Source organism: Arthrobacter sp. NPDC055585 (assembly GCF_053619115.1).
This window is the reverse complement of sequence record NZ_JBSHIT010000002.1, coordinates 194399-210034: the sequence shown is the minus strand read 5'-3', so window position 1 is coordinate 210034 and position 15636 is coordinate 194399. Positions and strand designations below refer to the sequence as shown.

Sequence of the window (15636 nt, the reverse complement as noted above, 5' to 3'; positions counted from 1 at the left end):
GTTGTCTCCGGGAACCTGGTCCGGCCCGGCGATTCCCGGCAGTTCATTTATGCAAGCCAAGCTTAGGCGTGCCGGAGACACATTTCAGTCTTTTACTCTTCCCGGGCGGGGTTCCGGGCCGGGAATTCTGCGTCCGCTGGCGCGCACATCCGGCGCGGCGGGACGGGCGCCGGGGCGCGGCGGAACCCCGGTTCGACTCCGGGCGAAAGATTGCGTAGACTAATTCCTCGGTGTTGTTCTGTTGATACTGAATCATGCCCGCGGACCGGTTAGGCCGGAAGCGGTATGTACCGGTAAAGTGGAATCTCCCGAAGGGTAGTGGCGCAATTGGTAGCGCAGCGGTCTCCAAAACCGCAGGTTGCAGGTTCGAGTCCTGTCTGCCCTGCGCATGACGTCGGTTTCGCCGTCTAAAGCAGTCCTTCATGAAGCAGCGGTGCCCAGCCTGAGGCTGCGGGGCCGTGAACCGAACAGATGAGTGAGGCGAAAGGTGACCGAGACAGCTGCCAGCAGCTCCAAGGGACACCCCTCCGGCAAGCCAGCGAAGAAGCGGGGCTTCTTCGGCGCCATCGCTCTCTTCCTGCGCCAGGTCATTGCCGAACTGAAGAAGGTAGTGACCCCCACCCGCAAGGAGCTGGTCCGGTTCACTATCGTGGTTCTCGCCTTCGTGGTGGTCATGATCATCATCGTGTCCCTTCTGGACTTTGTCTTTGGTGCTGGCGCACTGTGGATCTTCGGTTCGGGCGGCGGCGAAAGCTAGCCATCGAATTCCCTTCCGCCCGCTGTGCGGGGAAGGTCCGTTCGAAGAACTGAGCTAGTGACAGACCAATAGAGCTGAAGAAGAAAGCAGGAATCTACGTGTCCGAGCAAGAACTCGATTCACAGATCAATGACGAAACCGCTGATCTGGACACCGAGGATCAGGTAACCGAAGCAGACGCCGCGGCGGATGCCGGTGACGCATCGGCCGAAGACGCTGAGAATGCTGACGAGGCTCCTGCCGACGAAGCGGAAGCCGGGGAAGAAGCCCCTGCTGCTGCCGAGCCCGAAGAGGACCCCGTTGCAGCCTTCAAGGCAAAGCTGCGCCGCCAGGAAGGTGACTGGTACGTCATCCACTCCTACGCCGGTTACGAAAACCGCGTAAAGGCCAACCTCGAGACCCGCATCCAGACCCTCGACATGGAAGAGAACATCTTCCAGATCGAGGTTCCGATGGAGGAAGTCGTCGAGATCAAGAACACCACCCGCAAGATCGTGAACCGCGTGCGCATCCCCGGCTACGTGCTGGTGCGCATGGAACTCACGGATGCTTCCTGGGGCGTCGTCCGCCACACTCCCGGCGTCACCGGCTTTGTGGGCAATGCGCACAACCCGGTACCGCTGAGCCTGGACGAAGTCTTCTCCATGCTTGAGCACACCGTGGTGTCCCCGAAGACCACTGCCTCCGGCGCCCCGGCGCAGGCTGCACAGTCCGCAATTGCCGTGGACTTCGAGGTGGGCGAGTCCGTGACCGTCAACGAGGGCCCGTTCGAGACCCTTCCGGCCACGATCTCCGAGATCAAGCCCGAATCCCAGCAGCTGGTGGTTCTGGTGACCATCTTCGAGCGCGAAACCCCGGTAACGCTCTCCTTCGGACAGGTCACCAAGATCCAGTAACAGACTTCGCTCCGTACAGGACCGCTTTATCCTGAACGGCAGCGTACGGCCGCCGCGCCACGGCGGCCACCAACCCGGACGGACGCTCCTGTCCTTCGGGAACTTATTTCAGAGAAGGACCCTTTCATGGCCCCCAAGAAAAAGGTCACCGGCCTTATCAAGCTGCAGATCAATGCAGGCGCCGCCAACCCGGCACCTCCGATTGGTCCCGCCCTTGGCCAGCACGGTGTCAACATCATGGAATTCTGCAAGGCGTACAACGCTGCAACGGAATCCCAGCGCGGAAACGTCATCCCGGTCGAGATCACGGTCTACGAAGACCGTTCCTTCACCTTCATCACCAAGACGCCTCCGGCGGCTGAACTGATCAAGAAGGCTGCAGGCGTTGCCAAGGGCTCCGGCACCCCGCACACCGTCAAGGTTGCGAAGCTGACCCAGGCACAGGTCGAAGAGATCGCCACCCAGAAGATGGAAGACCTGAACGCCAACGACGTCCAGGCCGCCGCCAAGATCATCGCCGGCACCGCCCGTTCCATGGGCATCACCGTCGAAGGCTAAATAAGCCTCACCGCACGGCTGAGAAGCCGGGCACAACCAAATTCATTCAGCCGGACCGCCCGCAACGGGCGTCACCGGCACGTGGCAGGGCCGAGCGCGGTCCGACAGACCACAACTGCACAAGGAGAAAAAGCAGATGGCAAAGCGCAGCAAAGCATATGAAGCCGCTGTGGCAAAGATCGACGCGGACAAGCTGTACGCGCCGGTCGAAGCCGTAGCACTGGCCAAGGAAACCAACCCGTCCAAGACGGACGCCACCGTTGAGGTTGCTTTCCGCCTGGGCGTTGACCCCCGCAAGGCTGATCAGATGATCCGCGGCACGGTCAACCTGCCCAACGGCACGGGCAAGACCGCCCGCGTCCTCGTCTTCGCCACCGGCGAGAAGGCAGAAGCAGCCATCGCTGCCGGCGCCGACTTCGTTGGTTCCGACGACATGATCGAGAAGGTCGCTGCAGGCTGGACCGACTTCGATGCCGCAGTGGCTACCCCGGACCTGATGGGCAAGGTCGGCCGCCTGGGCCGCGTGCTCGGCCCGCGTAACCTCATGCCGAACCCGAAGACCGGCACCGTGACCCCGAACGTCGCCAAGGCTGTCTCCGACATCAAGGGCGGCAAGATCGACTTCCGCGTCGACAAGCACTCCAACCTGCACTTCATCATTGGCAAGACGTCCTTCGACGCCCAGAAGCTGGCAGAGAACTACGCCGCTGCCCTGGAAGAAGTACTTCGCCTCAAGCCGTCCGCAGCCAAGGGCCGCTACATCCAGAAGGCCACCGTGACCACCACCTTCGGCCCCGGCATCGCCGTTGACCCGAACGTCACCAAGGTCCTCGCCGAAGCGTAGCCTTACCGCTCCCGGCCCCGGCCGGCAGCACTCAAAGCGGCCGCAGCGTAACGCTGCGGCCGCTTTTGCGTGTCCGGAGTGTGTTGGCATGACAGGCATCGGCCCGGACTGCAGGATTAAGCCATGACTTCCATGTTCGGCCCGGTGCGGGTCTCTCCAGTGCCCCGGGCCCTTGGCGAGGAAGGCACGGACGCTTTCCTCGCCGTCGTCCGCTTGGTCAACGAACGGTCCAGAAGGCTCTGGGGGCACTCAGACTTCGAAGAGAGCGCAGCTGCCCAGCTGGCTGTAATGCAGCCCCGCCAGGACGGCGTAAGGGTCATCCTGGCACCCGCCGGGCCAAACCCTGCCGGGGTGGCCGTCCTGATCCTTCCGCTGGCCGACAACACGCATCTGGCCTGGCTGGAAGTAATGGTTGAAGTGCGGGCGGAGGGGCAGGGACTGGGCAGGGCCCTGCTGCAGGCTGCCGAGAAGTACGCCGCAGAACAGGGCCGGACCGTGCTGGAGGGCGAATCAGAACATATCCTCGCTGTGGACAGCGCGCCGGTGCTGCGCCCGGCCACGGGAGCGGGTGAGGTGCCCGCGGACCGCTCAGCCCGGTTTGCGGCAGCGGCGGGCTTTGGACTTGAGCAGGCAGACAGGATTAGCCTGCTGCAGGTATCCGAAGCCAATCCGGAGCCGGTGCTGAAGCGCTTACTGCAGCAGGTGCGCGGCCGGTATGAGCTGATGGCGTGGACGGGCAGTGCGCCCGAAGAGCTGCTGGAGGACTACGCCCTGCTGCGCCGCCGGATGAGCACCGATGCCCCTATGGGGGACATGGACTGGGAAGAGGAAGTCTGGGATGCGGCAAGGGTGCGGCTCAGCGAGAGGACACGCGCCGCGGCCGGGTATGACGTGCTGTGCTGCGCGGTGCGTGAAACGGCCACGGGCCGGCTCGCAGGCCACACCGTGCTGGAGATAAGCCGGGAACGGCCCCGTGTTGCCATGCAGGATGACACCCTGGTCCTGCGCGAACACCGCGGCCATGGGCTGGGAATGGTGTTGAAGGCAGCCAACCTGCTGCGGCTGGAGTCTGAGTACCCCGGCGTTGAACGGGTCTACACCTGGAACGCCGAAGAGAACCGGCACATGCTGCAGATTAATGAAGCACTCGGTTTCCGCCCGGTAGGCTGGGCAGGGCAATGGCAGAAGCGGCTGGCCGGCGTGGCAGCAGGATAAGGCCGGCCCCGGATTTGGTCTCTGCCGGGATCTCCCGTACTCTTGAACTACCAAAGACCGTCGGTCGATGTGCCTTCAATCCCACAGTAAAGCTGAACCTTCAGCTTCCGCGCGTGGAATCCGGTTGGAGAACCATCCGAAAGTCCCTTCCAAGGGCGGCCTGCGCAGGTGAACGAAGTGAACTCCGGATCCAGGTCCGTTGAGTGCCGCCCCGTGCATCTGCCCGGGGCGTTTTTTGTGTTTGGGACCCGATCCACCGGCATTATTTCCCCGGAAGGAGGGTTATGGCAACGCCAACCAAGGTGTCAGCAGTTGAAGAAATCGCCAACGATTTCAAGGATTCAACCGCTGCTGTCCTAACCGAATACCGCGGGCTCACCGTTGCACAGCTCAAGGAGCTGCGCCGTTCGCTCGGCCAGGACACCAAGTACTCGGTCGTCAAGAACACCCTGACGGGCATTGCAGCCAAGGAAGCCGGCATCGACGCGTTCGATGGCCAGCTCTCCGGCCCCACTGCAATTGCCTTCATCAAGGGTGACGCAGTCGCCGCTGCGAAGAGCCTGACGGATTTTGCAAAGACCAACCCGCAGCTGATCATCAAGACCGGTATCTTCGAGGGCAACGCCCTTGACGCGTCCGGTGTTGCTGCCCTGGCTGCGCTCGAGTCCCGCGAGTTCCAGCTTGCACGGGTCGCCGGTGTCCTCAAGGCCCCGATGTCCATGCTGGCCCGCTCGGTCGATGCCCTGCGCATCAAGCTCGAAGAAGAAGGCGGCGCTGCTGCTCCCGCTGCGGAAGAAGCTCCGGCTGCCGCAGAAGAAGCACCGGCCGCCGAAGCAGCCACCGAAGAGTAATAACTCTTCACCCTCAACTCCCGGTGCCTTAGCGCACCACTTATAGGAAGGACGCCACATCATGGCGAAGCTCACCAACGAAGAGCTCATTGAAGCTTTCAAGGAACTGTCCATCATCGAGCTCTCCGACTTCGTGAAGCTCTTCGAAGAGACCTTCGACGTCACCGCTGCTGCTGTTGCAGTTGCCGGTCCGGCTGGCGGCGGCGCTGCTGAAGCTGCTGAAGAGAAGAGCGAATTCGACGTTATCCTCGAAGCCGCTGGCGACAAGAAGATCGCAGTGATCAAGGAAGTCCGCGCGCTGACTTCCCTGGGCCTGAAGGAAGCCAAGGACCTGGTTGACGGTGCTCCGAAGGCTATCCTCGAAGGCGCCAACAAGGAGACCGCCGACAAGGCCAAGGAAGCCCTCGAGGCTGCCGGCGCCACGGTTACCCTCAAGTAGTACTGCTTCTGCGGCACTGCCGCAGACCAGCAAAAACCCCCGCTTCGTTCTCGAGGCGGGGGTTTTTGCGTACCCGGGTTGGGGCTGCCTAGGGGAGCGGTTCGGTGATGTCCGCAACCGTTGCGTCCAGGGCAGACAGCAGCGCATCCCCGTCAACGAACAGACTCGCACCGTGCTCGCCCGCACCCATCGATACGCGCCTGCCCCTGATATCCGGCGCGGCGAAAACCGGCCATGCCACCTTGCTGCCCAGCGGCGTGATGGTTCCGCGGGTATACCCGGTGGCCTCGAACGCTTCCTCTGCCGGCGGCAGCATCAGTTTGTTTGCACCCGCAGCTGCCCTCAGTTTGGGCCAGGAAATCTGGGCGTCGCCGGGAACGAGGACGAACAGATATTCACCGGCCCGGCGACGGACAACCAGGGATTTGACGATGTCTGCCGGGGTGATACCGAGCAGCTGCGCCGCCTCGGCCAGGCTGGCAGCCGCGGGCCGTTCGGTGATCTCGACGTCGAGGCCAAGGCGGTCTGCGGCCGCCAGCACCCGTTCGCGGCCGGTGGGGGAGGGAGCCAAACCTAGTTCCGGTACAGCAGCAGGGCTTCACCCTGGCCGCCGCCGCCGCAGAGCCCGACGGCGGCACGTCCGGAACCGCGGCGGTTCAGTTCGTGGGCGGCATGCAGGGCCAGCCGGGCACCGGAGGCGCCGATGGGGTGGCCCAGGGCAATGGCCCCGCCGTGGATGTTGCAGTCCGCCAGATCAACTCCGAGCTCCTGCAGGGACTGCACGGCCACGGACCCAAAGGCCTCATTGATCTCAACGAAGTCCAGGTCTGCAGCCGTCCAGCCTGCCCGCTTCAGCGCCTGGGAAATGGCGTTGGAGGGCTGCGAGTGCAGGCTGTTGTCCGGGCCCGCTACCTGACCGGGCATTCCCACCGTGGCCAGGATCTGAAGTCCCTGCTCCTCCGCGAAGGTCCTCGTGGTCAGCACCAGCGCGCTGGCGCCGTCGGAGAGGGGGGAGGAATTCCCTGCGGTGATGGTGCCTTCCGGGTCAAAGGCTGGCCGCAGGCCCGCGAGGGTGTCCACGGTGGTCGTGGGGCGGATGCCCTCATCGGCAGTAAGCACCAGGGGCTCGCCCTTGCGCTGCGGAACCGTGACGGGGGCAATTTCGACGTCGAAGATGCCGGCTTCAGCGGCCGCTGCGGCGCGCTGGTGGGAGGCGGCCGCGACTTCGTCCTGGGCGGTGCGGCTGATTCCAAGTGCGCTGTTGCCCCGCTCGGTGGACGCACCCATCGATTCGTTGTCGAAGGCATCCGTCAGGCCGTCGTGCGCCACGGAGTCCAGCATGGACATGCTCCCGTAGTTCCAGCCCTGCCGTGAGCCGGGGAGCACATGCGGTCCGCGCGTCATTGATTCCTGTCCGCCCGCTACCACCACGGTGGCCTCGCCGCCGCGGATCAGCCGGGCTGCGTCGATGACCGCTGCCAGGCCTGAGAGGCAGACCTTGTTGATGGTCACGGTGGGGACGTCCCAGCCCAAACCGGCCTTGATGGCGGACTGGCGTGCGGGATTCTGGCCGCAGCCGGCCTGCACCACATGGCCCATGATCACGCTGTCCACCTGGGATGCGTCCACACCGGAGCGCTCCAGCGCACCGGAAATGGCGAAAGCGCCGAGTTCCACGGCGGTGAAGGAGGCAAGCTGGCCGTTGAGCCTGCCCTGCGGGGTGCGTGCCCCGCCGACGATTACTACCTCGGGGATCGACTCTGTCCCGGGTCCTGCAAATGCCTCAGTGCTCATGCGGTAAGTCCACTTTCATCGAAGGCGGTTCGGATCCTGCAACTGGTTTTGCCATTAGGCTACCCGCTTGCCGTGGTCCGGAACACACTCATCCCGCCCCGCGCCGGCCGCAGTGATCCTGTCAGGGGGCACCCGGCAGGGGTGCGCCGGGCACCCGCTGCGGGGCCGGGGGACCGCGGTGGGGCAACCCCGGGAAAGAAAACGCGCGTAACCGCCGGACTTGGGGTACTCTATGTGGGTAGCCACGCGTCATATCGGTTCGCTGGCACCGCCCGCAGCTCCCCGACAGGAAGCCGCAGCCGAGGAATTTTGAAGTTCCGGCCGCAGGATTCAGGGTTGAGCTGGCAGGGGTTTCGATTACCGGGTAGACTTCTGTGTCCCCAATGCCCTATAGTGGATATTTGCTTCCCCCTCTTAACCTTCAGCCTTCATATAGCGGTGGGCTGTGTCACGGGCCAGGCGGCGTCCGGAGTGTTCACGCAGGCGTTTCACGCACATGCGCTGGGCAATTACGGCGCCCGGGACCGCCAGGACGCACGCGGACCAGGTCCGTTAGTGCAGAGTGGGAGCGCGAAACACGCCTGAAGGTCTGTGGAAGGATCCCTCTTGGTCGCCTCGAGCACCTCTAATAATGCAACCGCTACCACTCCGGAGAACGCAGCTTCCCGGATTTCATTCGCAAAGATTCACGAACCGCTGGATGTTCCCAATCTTCTTGCCCTGCAGACGGACAGCTTTGACTGGCTCGTAGGCAACGAGCGCTGGAAGGAACGCCTGCGGAAGGCCCAGGAAGAGGGCGACGCGGGTTTCGCGACGACCTCCGGCCTCGCGGACATCTTCGAAGAAATCTCTCCGATCGAAGACTTCCAGGGCACCATGTCCCTGAGCTTCTCGGAGCCGGAATTCGCTGACCCGAAGTACACCATGGCCGAGTGCAAGGACCGGGACGCTACGTACTCGGCACCGCTGTACGTCAAGGCCGAGTTCATGAACAACAACACGGGCGAAATCAAGCAGCAGACCGTGTTCATGGGCGACTTCCCGCTGATGACCGACAAGGGTACCTTCGTCATCAACGGCACGGAGCGCGTCGTCGTCTCCCAGCTGGTCCGTTCCCCGGGCGCCTACTTTGAGCGCGCCGCTGACAAGACCAGTGACAAGGACATCTACACCGCGAAGATCATTCCTTCCCGCGGTGCCTGGTTCGAACTGGAAATCGACAAGCGTGACCAGGTGGGCGTCCGCCTGGACCGCAAGCGCAAGCAGTCCGTAACCATCCTGCTCAAGGCCCTCGGCTGGACCGAAGGCCAGATCCTGGAAACGTTCGGCGAGTACGACTCGATCCGCGCCACCCTGGAGAAGGACCCCACGGAGACCCAGGAAGATGCCCTGCTGGACATCTACCGCAAGCTCCGTCCGGGAGAGCCGCCCACGGTCGAAGCCGCCAAGACGCTGCTGGAGAACCTGTACTTCAACCCGAAGCGCTACGACCTGGCGAAGGTTGGCCGTTACAAGATCAACCGCAAGCTCGGCGTCGAGAAGCCGATCGGTGACGCTGATGCCTCTGTCCTGAACATCGATGACATCGTCGCGATGATCAAGTTCCTCGTGGCACTGCACGCCGGCGAGAAGACCGTTCCGGGCAAGCGCAACGGCGAAGACGTTGACATCCGCGTTGAGGTTGACGACATCGACCACTTCGGCAACCGCCGCATCCGCGCCGTCGGCGAACTGATTGAAAACCAGATCCGCACCGGCCTTTCCCGCATGGAGCGTGTTGTCCGCGAACGGATGACCACACAGGACGTCGAGGCAATCACGCCGCAGACCCTGATCAACATCCGTCCGGTCGTTGCTGCGATCAAGGAGTTCTTCGGAACCTCCCAGCTCTCGCAGTTCATGGACCAGAACAACCCGCTGGCCGGCCTGACGCACAAGCGCCGCCTCTCCGCGCTGGGCCCGGGCGGTCTGTCCCGTGACCGTGCAGGCATGGAAGTCCGAGACGTGCACCCCTCGCACTACGGACGTATGTGCCCCATCGAAACCCCTGAAGGCCCGAACATCGGCCTGATCGGTTCGCTGGCGTCCTACGCCCGGATCAATGCCTTCGGCTTCATCGAGACCCCGTACCGCAAGGTAGTTAACGGCGTCGTCACCGACCAGGTTGATTACCTGACCGCAGATGATGAAGTTGAGCGCACGATTGCACAGGCAAACGCCCCGCTGCGCGAAGACATGCACTTCGAAGAGGACCTCGTCCTCGTCCGTGCCCGCGGCGGATCCGGCGAGCCCGTGCTCGTTGAGCCCGAAGGCGTGGAGTACATGGACGTTTCCCCGCGCCAGATGGTGTCGGTGGCTACCGCCCTGATTCCGTTCCTCGAGCATGACGATGCCAACCGCGCCCTCATGGGTGCGAACATGCAGCGCCAGGCCGTGCCGCTGCTCCGTTCCGAGCGTCCCGTTGTGGGCACCGGCATGGAGAAGTACGCAGCCATCGACGCCGGTGACTCCGTCACCGCCGCCAAGGCCGGCGTCGTCACCGAGGTTTCGGCTGACCTGGTTACCGTCATGAACGACGACGGCACCGAGACCAGCTACCCGATCATGAAGTTCGCACGCTCGAACCAGGGCAACGCCTACAACCAGCGCGTGATCGTCTCCGAAGGCACCCGTGTTGAGGTCAACGACGTCATCGCCGACGGCCCCTCCACGGACCAGGGCGAACTGGCACTGGGCAAGAACCTGCTCGTTGCGTTCATGTCCTGGGAAGGCCACAACTACGAAGATGCCATCATCCTCTCGCAGCGTATGGTCTCCGACGATGTCCTGACCTCGATCCACATCGAGGAGCACGAGGTTGACGCCCGCGACACCAAGCTTGGTGCCGAGGAAATCACCCGCGACATCCCGAACGTGTCCGAGGAAGTCCTCTCCCAGCTCGACGAGCGCGGCATCATCCACATCGGTGCCGAGGTTGAAGCAGGAGACATCCTGGTTGGCCGCGTAACCCCGAAGGGCGAAACGGAACTGACCCCCGAAGAGCGCCTGCTGCGCGCCATCTTCGGTGAGAAGAGCCGCGAAGTCCGCGACACCTCCCTGAAGGTTCCCCACGGCGAGTCCGGAACCGTCATCGGCGTGCGCATCTTCGACCGCGACAACGACGACGAGCTGCCCCCGGGCGTAAACCAGCTGGTCCGCGTCTACGTGGCACACAAGCGCAAGATCACGGACGGCGACAAGCTGGCCGGCCGCCACGGCAACAAGGGCGTCATCTCCAAGATCCTCCCGATCGAAGACATGCCGTTCCTGGAAGACGGAACCCCCGTCGACATCGTCCTGAACCCGCTGGGTGTTCCGGGCCGAATGAACGTCGGACAGGTCCTGGAAATCCACCTGGGCTGGGCTGCCAAGCAGGGCTGGAAGATCGAAGGCGAGCCGGACTGGGTCAAGGACCTGCCCGCACTGCCGCGTGAAACCGGTCCCACCACCGTTGCCACTCCGGTGTTCGACGGCGCCAGCGAGGACGAAATCACCAACCTCCTGGACTCCACGAACGTCACCCGCGACGGCGACCGCCTGATCGGTGCTTCCGGAAAGGCCCGTCTGTTCGACGGCCGCTCCGGCCAGCCGTTCCCGGATCCGATCTCCGTTGGCTACATGTACATCCTGAAGCTGCACCACCTTGTCGATGACAAGATCCACGCACGCTCCACGGGTCCGTACTCCATGATCACGCAGCAGCCGCTGGGTGGTAAGGCACAGTTCGGTGGCCAGCGCTTCGGTGAAATGGAAGTCTGGGCCCTGGAAGCCTACGGTGCCGCTTACACCCTGCAGGAACTGCTCACCATCAAGTCCGATGACATCCACGGCCGCGTCAAGGTCTACGAAGCCATCGTCAAGGGTGAGAACATCCCGGAGCCCGGCGTTCCGGAATCGTTCAAGGTGCTCATCAAGGAAATGCAGTCGCTGTGCCTGAACGTGGAAGTCCTTTCCACCGAAGGCAACACGATTGAAATGCGTGACTCGGATGAAGAAGTCTTCCGGGCCGCGGAAGAGCTGGGTATTGATCTGTCCCGCGCAGAGCCGAGCTCAGTAGAAGAGGTTTAGCGTTTCCATCCCGGCTGGCGCCGGGAGGCCCGGAACGGCGGCAACGAAATTCCGCAGCTCGCTTCAGCTCGCACGGAATATTAAAGCCGCCTAACCCGGACCACCCGGCGCCGGTTGGATGGTTGCCTTTCGCTTCTTCCCGTACCCGAGACATTCAGATTTAGAGAACAAGAGAGAACAGGGACCCATGTCCAACGATTCCACGTTCGGCCTCATGCGAATCGGCCTTGCCACTGCGGACGAAATCCGCAACTGGTCTTACGGCGAGGTCAAAAAGCCGGAAACCATCAACTACCGAACCCTGAAGCCGGAGAAGGACGGTCTTTTCTGTGAAAAGATCTTCGGTCCTTCCCGTGACTGGGAGTGCTACTGCGGCAAGTACAAGCGCGTACGCTTCAAGGGCATCATCTGTGAGCGCTGCGGCGTCGAAGTTACCCGTGCCAAGGTGCGCCGCGAACGGATGGGCCACATTGAGCTCGCCGCTCCGGTAACCCACATCTGGTACTTCAAGGGTGTTCCCTCCCGCCTGGGCTACCTCCTTGACCTGGCTCCGAAGGACCTCGAAAAGGTCATCTACTTCGCGGCTTACATGATCACCTCGGTCGACGAGGAGAACCGCCACGCCGAACTGCCGAACCTGCAGGCCGAGCACGACCTGGAGCGCAAGCACCTGGTTGACCAGCGCGACTCCGACATTGCCGCCATCGCCAAGGACCTCGAAACCGAGCTGGCCCGCCTCGAAGGCGAAGGTGCCAAGGCAGCCGATAAGAAGAAGGCCCGCGACTCCGCCGACCGCCAGATGGCCAAGGTCCGCCGCGACGCCGACAACAACATCGAGCGCCTCGAGCAGGTTTGGGAACGCTTCAAGAACCTCAAGGTCGGCGACCTCGAAGGTGATGAAGGCCTGTACCGCGAGCTGCGCGACCGTTACGGCCTGTACTTCGAAGGCTCCATGGGCGCCGAAGCCATCAAGAAGCGTCTTGAAGACTTCGACATGCAGCAGGAGTCCGAGAACCTGCGCGAGATCATCCAGAACGGCAAGGGCCAGCGTAAGACGCGTGCCCTGAAGCGCCTGAAGGTTGTCAACGCGTTCCTCACGACGTCCAACAGCCCCATGGGCATGGTCCTCGACGCCGTCCCGGTGATCCCGCCGGAACTGCGCCCCATGGTCCAGCTCGACGGCGGCCGTTTCGCGACGTCCGACCTGAACGACCTGTACCGCCGCGTCATCAACCGCAACAACCGCCTGAAGCGTCTGCTGGACCTCGGTGCCCCCGAGATCATCGTGAACAACGAAAAGCGCATGCTGCAGGAAGCTGTTGACTCCCTGTTCGACAACGGCCGCCGCGGCCGTCCGGTCACCGGACCGGGCAACCGCCCGCTGAAGTCGCTCTCGGACATGCTCAAGGGCAAGCAGGGCCGGTTCCGCCAGAACCTGCTCGGCAAGCGCGTTGACTACTCCGGCCGTTCCGTGATCGTTGTTGGCCCGCAGCTGAAGCTGCACCAGTGCGGCCTGCCGAAGCAGATGGCGCTGGAGCTCTTCAAGCCGTTCGTGATGAAGCGCCTGGTTGACCTCAACCACGCACAGAACATCAAGAGCGCCAAGCGTATGGTCGAGCGTTTCCGCCCGCAGGTCTGGGACGTGCTGGAAGAGATCATCACCGAACACCCGGTGCTGCTCAACCGTGCACCTACCCTGCACCGCCTCGGCATCCAGGCCTTCGAGCCGCAGCTGGTTGAGGGCAAGGCCCTCCAGCTGCACCCGCTGGTCTGCGGCGCCTTCAACGCTGACTTCGACGGTGACCAGATGGCAGTGCACCTGCCGCTGAGCCCCGAAGCACAGGCTGAAGCACGCATCCTGATGCTGTCCTCGAACAACATCCTGAAGCCGTCGGACGGCCGTCCGGTGACCCTGCCCTCGCAGGATATGATCATCGGTCTGCACCACCTGACCACCAAGCGCGAAGGCGCAGCCGGCGAAGGCCGTGTGTTCTCCTCGATGGCTGAAGCCGTCATGGCGAACGACCTCGGCGAGCTGCACCTGAACGCTCCGGTCAAGATCCGCGTCGAAGGCTTTGTTCCCAGCGACGAGCAGCCGGCTCCGGAAGGCTGGGAAGAGGGCACTCCTGCACTCATCCCGACCACCCTCGGCCAGGTTCTGTTCAACCAGACCCTGCCGGCGGACTACCCGTGGGTTGAGGCTGTTGCGGACAAGGGCCAGCTCTCCAAGATCGTCAACGATCTTGCCGAGCGCTACCCGAAGGTCGTCACCGCTGCCACGCTGGACAACCTGAAGGACTCCGGTTTCTACTGGGCAACCCGCTCGGGCGTCACCGTCGCCATCTCGGATATCGCTGCTCCGATCGATAAGCCTGCCATCATGGAGGTTTACGAAGCACGTGCCGCAAAGGTTGAAAGCCAGTACGGCAAGGGCCTGATCGCTGAAGACGAGCGCCGTCAGGAACTGATCGACATCTGGAACCAGGCAACCAACGAGGTTGCCAAGGCTATGCGTGACAACATGCCGATCCAGAACAACATCAACCGCATGGTTTCCTCCGGTGCACGAGGCAACTGGCTGCAGGTCCGGCAGATCGCCGGTATCCGCGGCCTGGTGGCCAACCCGAAGGGTGAGATCATCCCGCGTCCGATCAAGTCCTCCTACCGTGAGGGCCTGTCGGTTCTGGAGTACTTCATCGCAACGCACGGTGCCCGTAAGGGTCTGGCCGATACCGCTCTGCGTACCGCCAACTCGGGTTACCTGACCCGTCGTCTGGTGGACGTTTCGCAGGACGTCATTGTCCGCGAAGAGGACTGCGGTACCGAGCGCGGCCTGAACGTCACGATTGCTGTTCCGGATCACAACGGTGAACTGGTCCTGCACGAGGAGGTCGAGAACTCGGCGTACGCCCGTACGCTGGCTACCGACGTCTCCGACGCTGAAGGCAACGTCCTGGCCAAGGGCGGCGACGACGTCGGCGATGTGCTGATCGAGAAGCTGTTCAAGGCCGGCGTCACCGACATCAAGGTCCGCTCCGTGCTGACCTGTGAGTCGGCTGTCGGAACCTGTGCCCTCTGCTACGGCCGTTCGCTGGCCACCGGCAAGACCGTGGACATTGGTGAAGCCGTAGGCATCATCGCCGCACAGTCCATCGGCGAGCCCGGTACCCAGCTGACCATGCGTACCTTCCACACCGGTGGTGTTGCATCGGCGGAAGACATCACCCAGGGTCTGCCCCGTATCCAGGAGCTCTTCGAAGCACGTACCCCCAAGGGTGTTGCTCCGATCTCCGAGACGGCAGGCCGGGTCACCATCGAAGAGACCGACCGCCAGATGCGTCTGGTTGTCACTCCCGATGACGGCTCCGAGGAAATCGCCTACCCGGTTCTGCGCCGTGCCCGCCTCCTGGTTGCCGACGGCGACCACGTCGAGGTTGGCCAGCAGCTGGTTGCAGGTGCAGTGGATCCCAAGCAGATCCTCCGCATCCTCGGCCCGCGCAAGGCTCAGGAGTTCCTGGTGGACGAAGTCCAGCGCGTGTACCGCAGCCAGGGTGTGGGCATCCACGACAAGCACGTGGAAGTCATCGTCCGGCAGATGCTGCGCCGCGTCACCGTGATCGAATCCGGCGATTCCGACCTGCTCCCGGGTGAGCTGGCCGAGCGCCGCCGGTTCGAGAGCGAGAACCGCCGTGTGGTTTCCGAAGGACGCCGTCCGGCCGCTGGCCGTCCGGAACTGATGGGTATCACCAAGGCATCCCTGGCGACCGAGTCCTGGCTCTCCGCTGCTTCCTTCCAGGAAACCACCCGCGTCCTGACGCAGGCGGCCATGGAAGGCAAGAGCGATCCGCTGCTCGGCCTGAAGGAGAACGTCATCATCGGTAAGCTGATCCCGGCCGGAACGGGCCTGCCCCGTTACACCGAGGTCACGGTTGAGCCGACTGAGGAAGCAAAGGCCAACCTCTTCACCGGCCCGAGCGCCTTCAGCGACTTCGACTACGCCGGAGTTGACGGTGGCCTGAGCCCTGAGTTCCACGCCATCCCGCTGGATGACTACGACATGGGCAGCGAGTTCCGCTAAAGAGCTGAAAAGCCCAACGGAACCGCATACCGCGAAGGAAGGACCCTGCCGAAAGGCGGGGTCCTTCCCCGTTTAAGCGCGGAGCCCGGCGAATCCT

At 63.3% G+C, this 15636-nt stretch carries 11 protein-coding genes and 1 tRNA gene; 10 read left to right on the top strand and 2 right to left on the bottom strand.

What is annotated here, in order from left to right:
* The first annotated feature begins 312 nt into the window (after nt 1–312).
* From ACWGQ2_RS04770 to rplL, 8 genes are all read left to right on the top strand, one after another.
* Nucleotides 313–385 (top strand) — tRNA-Trp (locus ACWGQ2_RS04770).
* Nucleotides 386–487: 102 nt separating this feature from the next.
* The gene (secE, locus tag ACWGQ2_RS04765) at nt 488–757 is read left to right on the top strand and encodes a preprotein translocase subunit SecE (protein WP_091602578.1); all 270 of its coding nucleotides are present in this window, start codon (nt 488–490) and stop codon (nt 755–757) included.
* A 98-nt stretch (nt 758–855) separates the two neighbouring features.
* Complete coding sequence (gene nusG / locus ACWGQ2_RS04760; RefSeq protein WP_452014831.1) at nt 856–1653, top strand: transcription termination/antitermination protein NusG; 798 nt, start codon at nt 856–858, stop codon at nt 1651–1653.
* Between the two features lie 126 nt (nt 1654–1779).
* Nucleotides 1780–2211, top strand: coding sequence for a 50S ribosomal protein L11 (rplK, locus tag ACWGQ2_RS04755; RefSeq protein WP_091602584.1), 432 nt, complete (start codon nt 1780–1782; stop codon nt 2209–2211).
* Between the two features lie 136 nt (nt 2212–2347).
* Nucleotides 2348–3055, top strand: a complete 708-nt coding sequence (gene rplA / locus ACWGQ2_RS04750; RefSeq protein WP_325789315.1) for a 50S ribosomal protein L1 — start codon at nt 2348–2350, stop codon at nt 3053–3055.
* 123 nt (nt 3056–3178) lie between these two features.
* The gene (locus tag ACWGQ2_RS04745; protein WP_452014828.1) at nt 3179–4270 is read left to right on the top strand and encodes a GNAT family N-acetyltransferase; all 1092 of its coding nucleotides are present in this window, start codon (nt 3179–3181) and stop codon (nt 4268–4270) included.
* A 284-nt stretch (nt 4271–4554) separates the two neighbouring features.
* A complete protein-coding gene (rplJ, locus tag ACWGQ2_RS04740; protein WP_152226442.1) occupies nt 4555–5121 on the top strand; it encodes a 50S ribosomal protein L10 in 567 nt (188 codons plus the stop codon).
* A gap of 61 nt (nt 5122–5182) precedes the next feature.
* Entirely contained in the window at nt 5183–5560 is a 378-nt protein-coding gene (gene rplL / locus ACWGQ2_RS04735; protein WP_091602597.1) for a 50S ribosomal protein L7/L12, read from the top strand.
* An 88-nt stretch (nt 5561–5648) separates the two neighbouring features.
* Here the strand turns inward: rplL and ACWGQ2_RS04730 are convergent, their stop codons facing one another.
* Complete coding sequence (locus ACWGQ2_RS04730; protein WP_452014825.1) at nt 5649–6131, bottom strand: aminoacyl-tRNA deacylase; 483 nt, start codon at nt 6129–6131, stop codon at nt 5649–5651.
* 2 nt (nt 6132–6133) lie between these two features.
* Nucleotides 6134–7354, bottom strand: a complete 1221-nt coding sequence (locus ACWGQ2_RS04725) for an acetyl-CoA C-acetyltransferase (RefSeq protein WP_452014823.1) — start codon at nt 7352–7354, stop codon at nt 6134–6136.
* A gap of 606 nt (nt 7355–7960) precedes the next feature.
* Here ACWGQ2_RS04725 and rpoB point away from each other — a divergent pair.
* Both rpoB and ACWGQ2_RS04715 read left to right on the top strand, forming a co-directional pair.
* Nucleotides 7961–11461, top strand: a complete 3501-nt coding sequence (rpoB, locus tag ACWGQ2_RS04720) for a DNA-directed RNA polymerase subunit beta (RefSeq protein ID WP_452014821.1) — start codon at nt 7961–7963, stop codon at nt 11459–11461.
* Nucleotides 11462–11648: 187 nt separating this feature from the next.
* The gene (locus ACWGQ2_RS04715) at nt 11649–15539 is read left to right on the top strand and encodes a DNA-directed RNA polymerase subunit beta' (protein ID WP_452014819.1); all 3891 of its coding nucleotides are present in this window, start codon (nt 11649–11651) and stop codon (nt 15537–15539) included.
* Nucleotides 15540–15636: the final 97 nt, after the last annotated feature.

Coding starts and splice junctions, on each gene's coding strand:
- rplK (WP_091602584.1), top strand. CDS start 1,780: ATGGCCCCCAAGAAAAAGGTCACCGGCCTTATCAAGCTGCAGATCAAT.
- rplA (WP_325789315.1), top strand. CDS start 2,348: ATGGCAAAGCGCAGCAAAGCATATGAAGCCGCTGTGGCAAAGATCGAC.
- ACWGQ2_RS04745 (WP_452014828.1), top strand. CDS start 3,179: ATGACTTCCATGTTCGGCCCGGTGCGGGTCTCTCCAGTGCCCCGGGCC.
- rplJ (WP_152226442.1), top strand. CDS start 4,555: ATGGCAACGCCAACCAAGGTGTCAGCAGTTGAAGAAATCGCCAACGAT.
- rplL (WP_091602597.1), top strand. CDS start 5,183: ATGGCGAAGCTCACCAACGAAGAGCTCATTGAAGCTTTCAAGGAACTG.
- ACWGQ2_RS04725 (WP_452014823.1), bottom strand. CDS start 7,354: ATGAGCACTGAGGCATTTGCAGGACCCGGGACAGAGTCGATCCCCGAG.
- ACWGQ2_RS04715 (WP_452014819.1), top strand. CDS start 11,649: ATGTCCAACGATTCCACGTTCGGCCTCATGCGAATCGGCCTTGCCACT.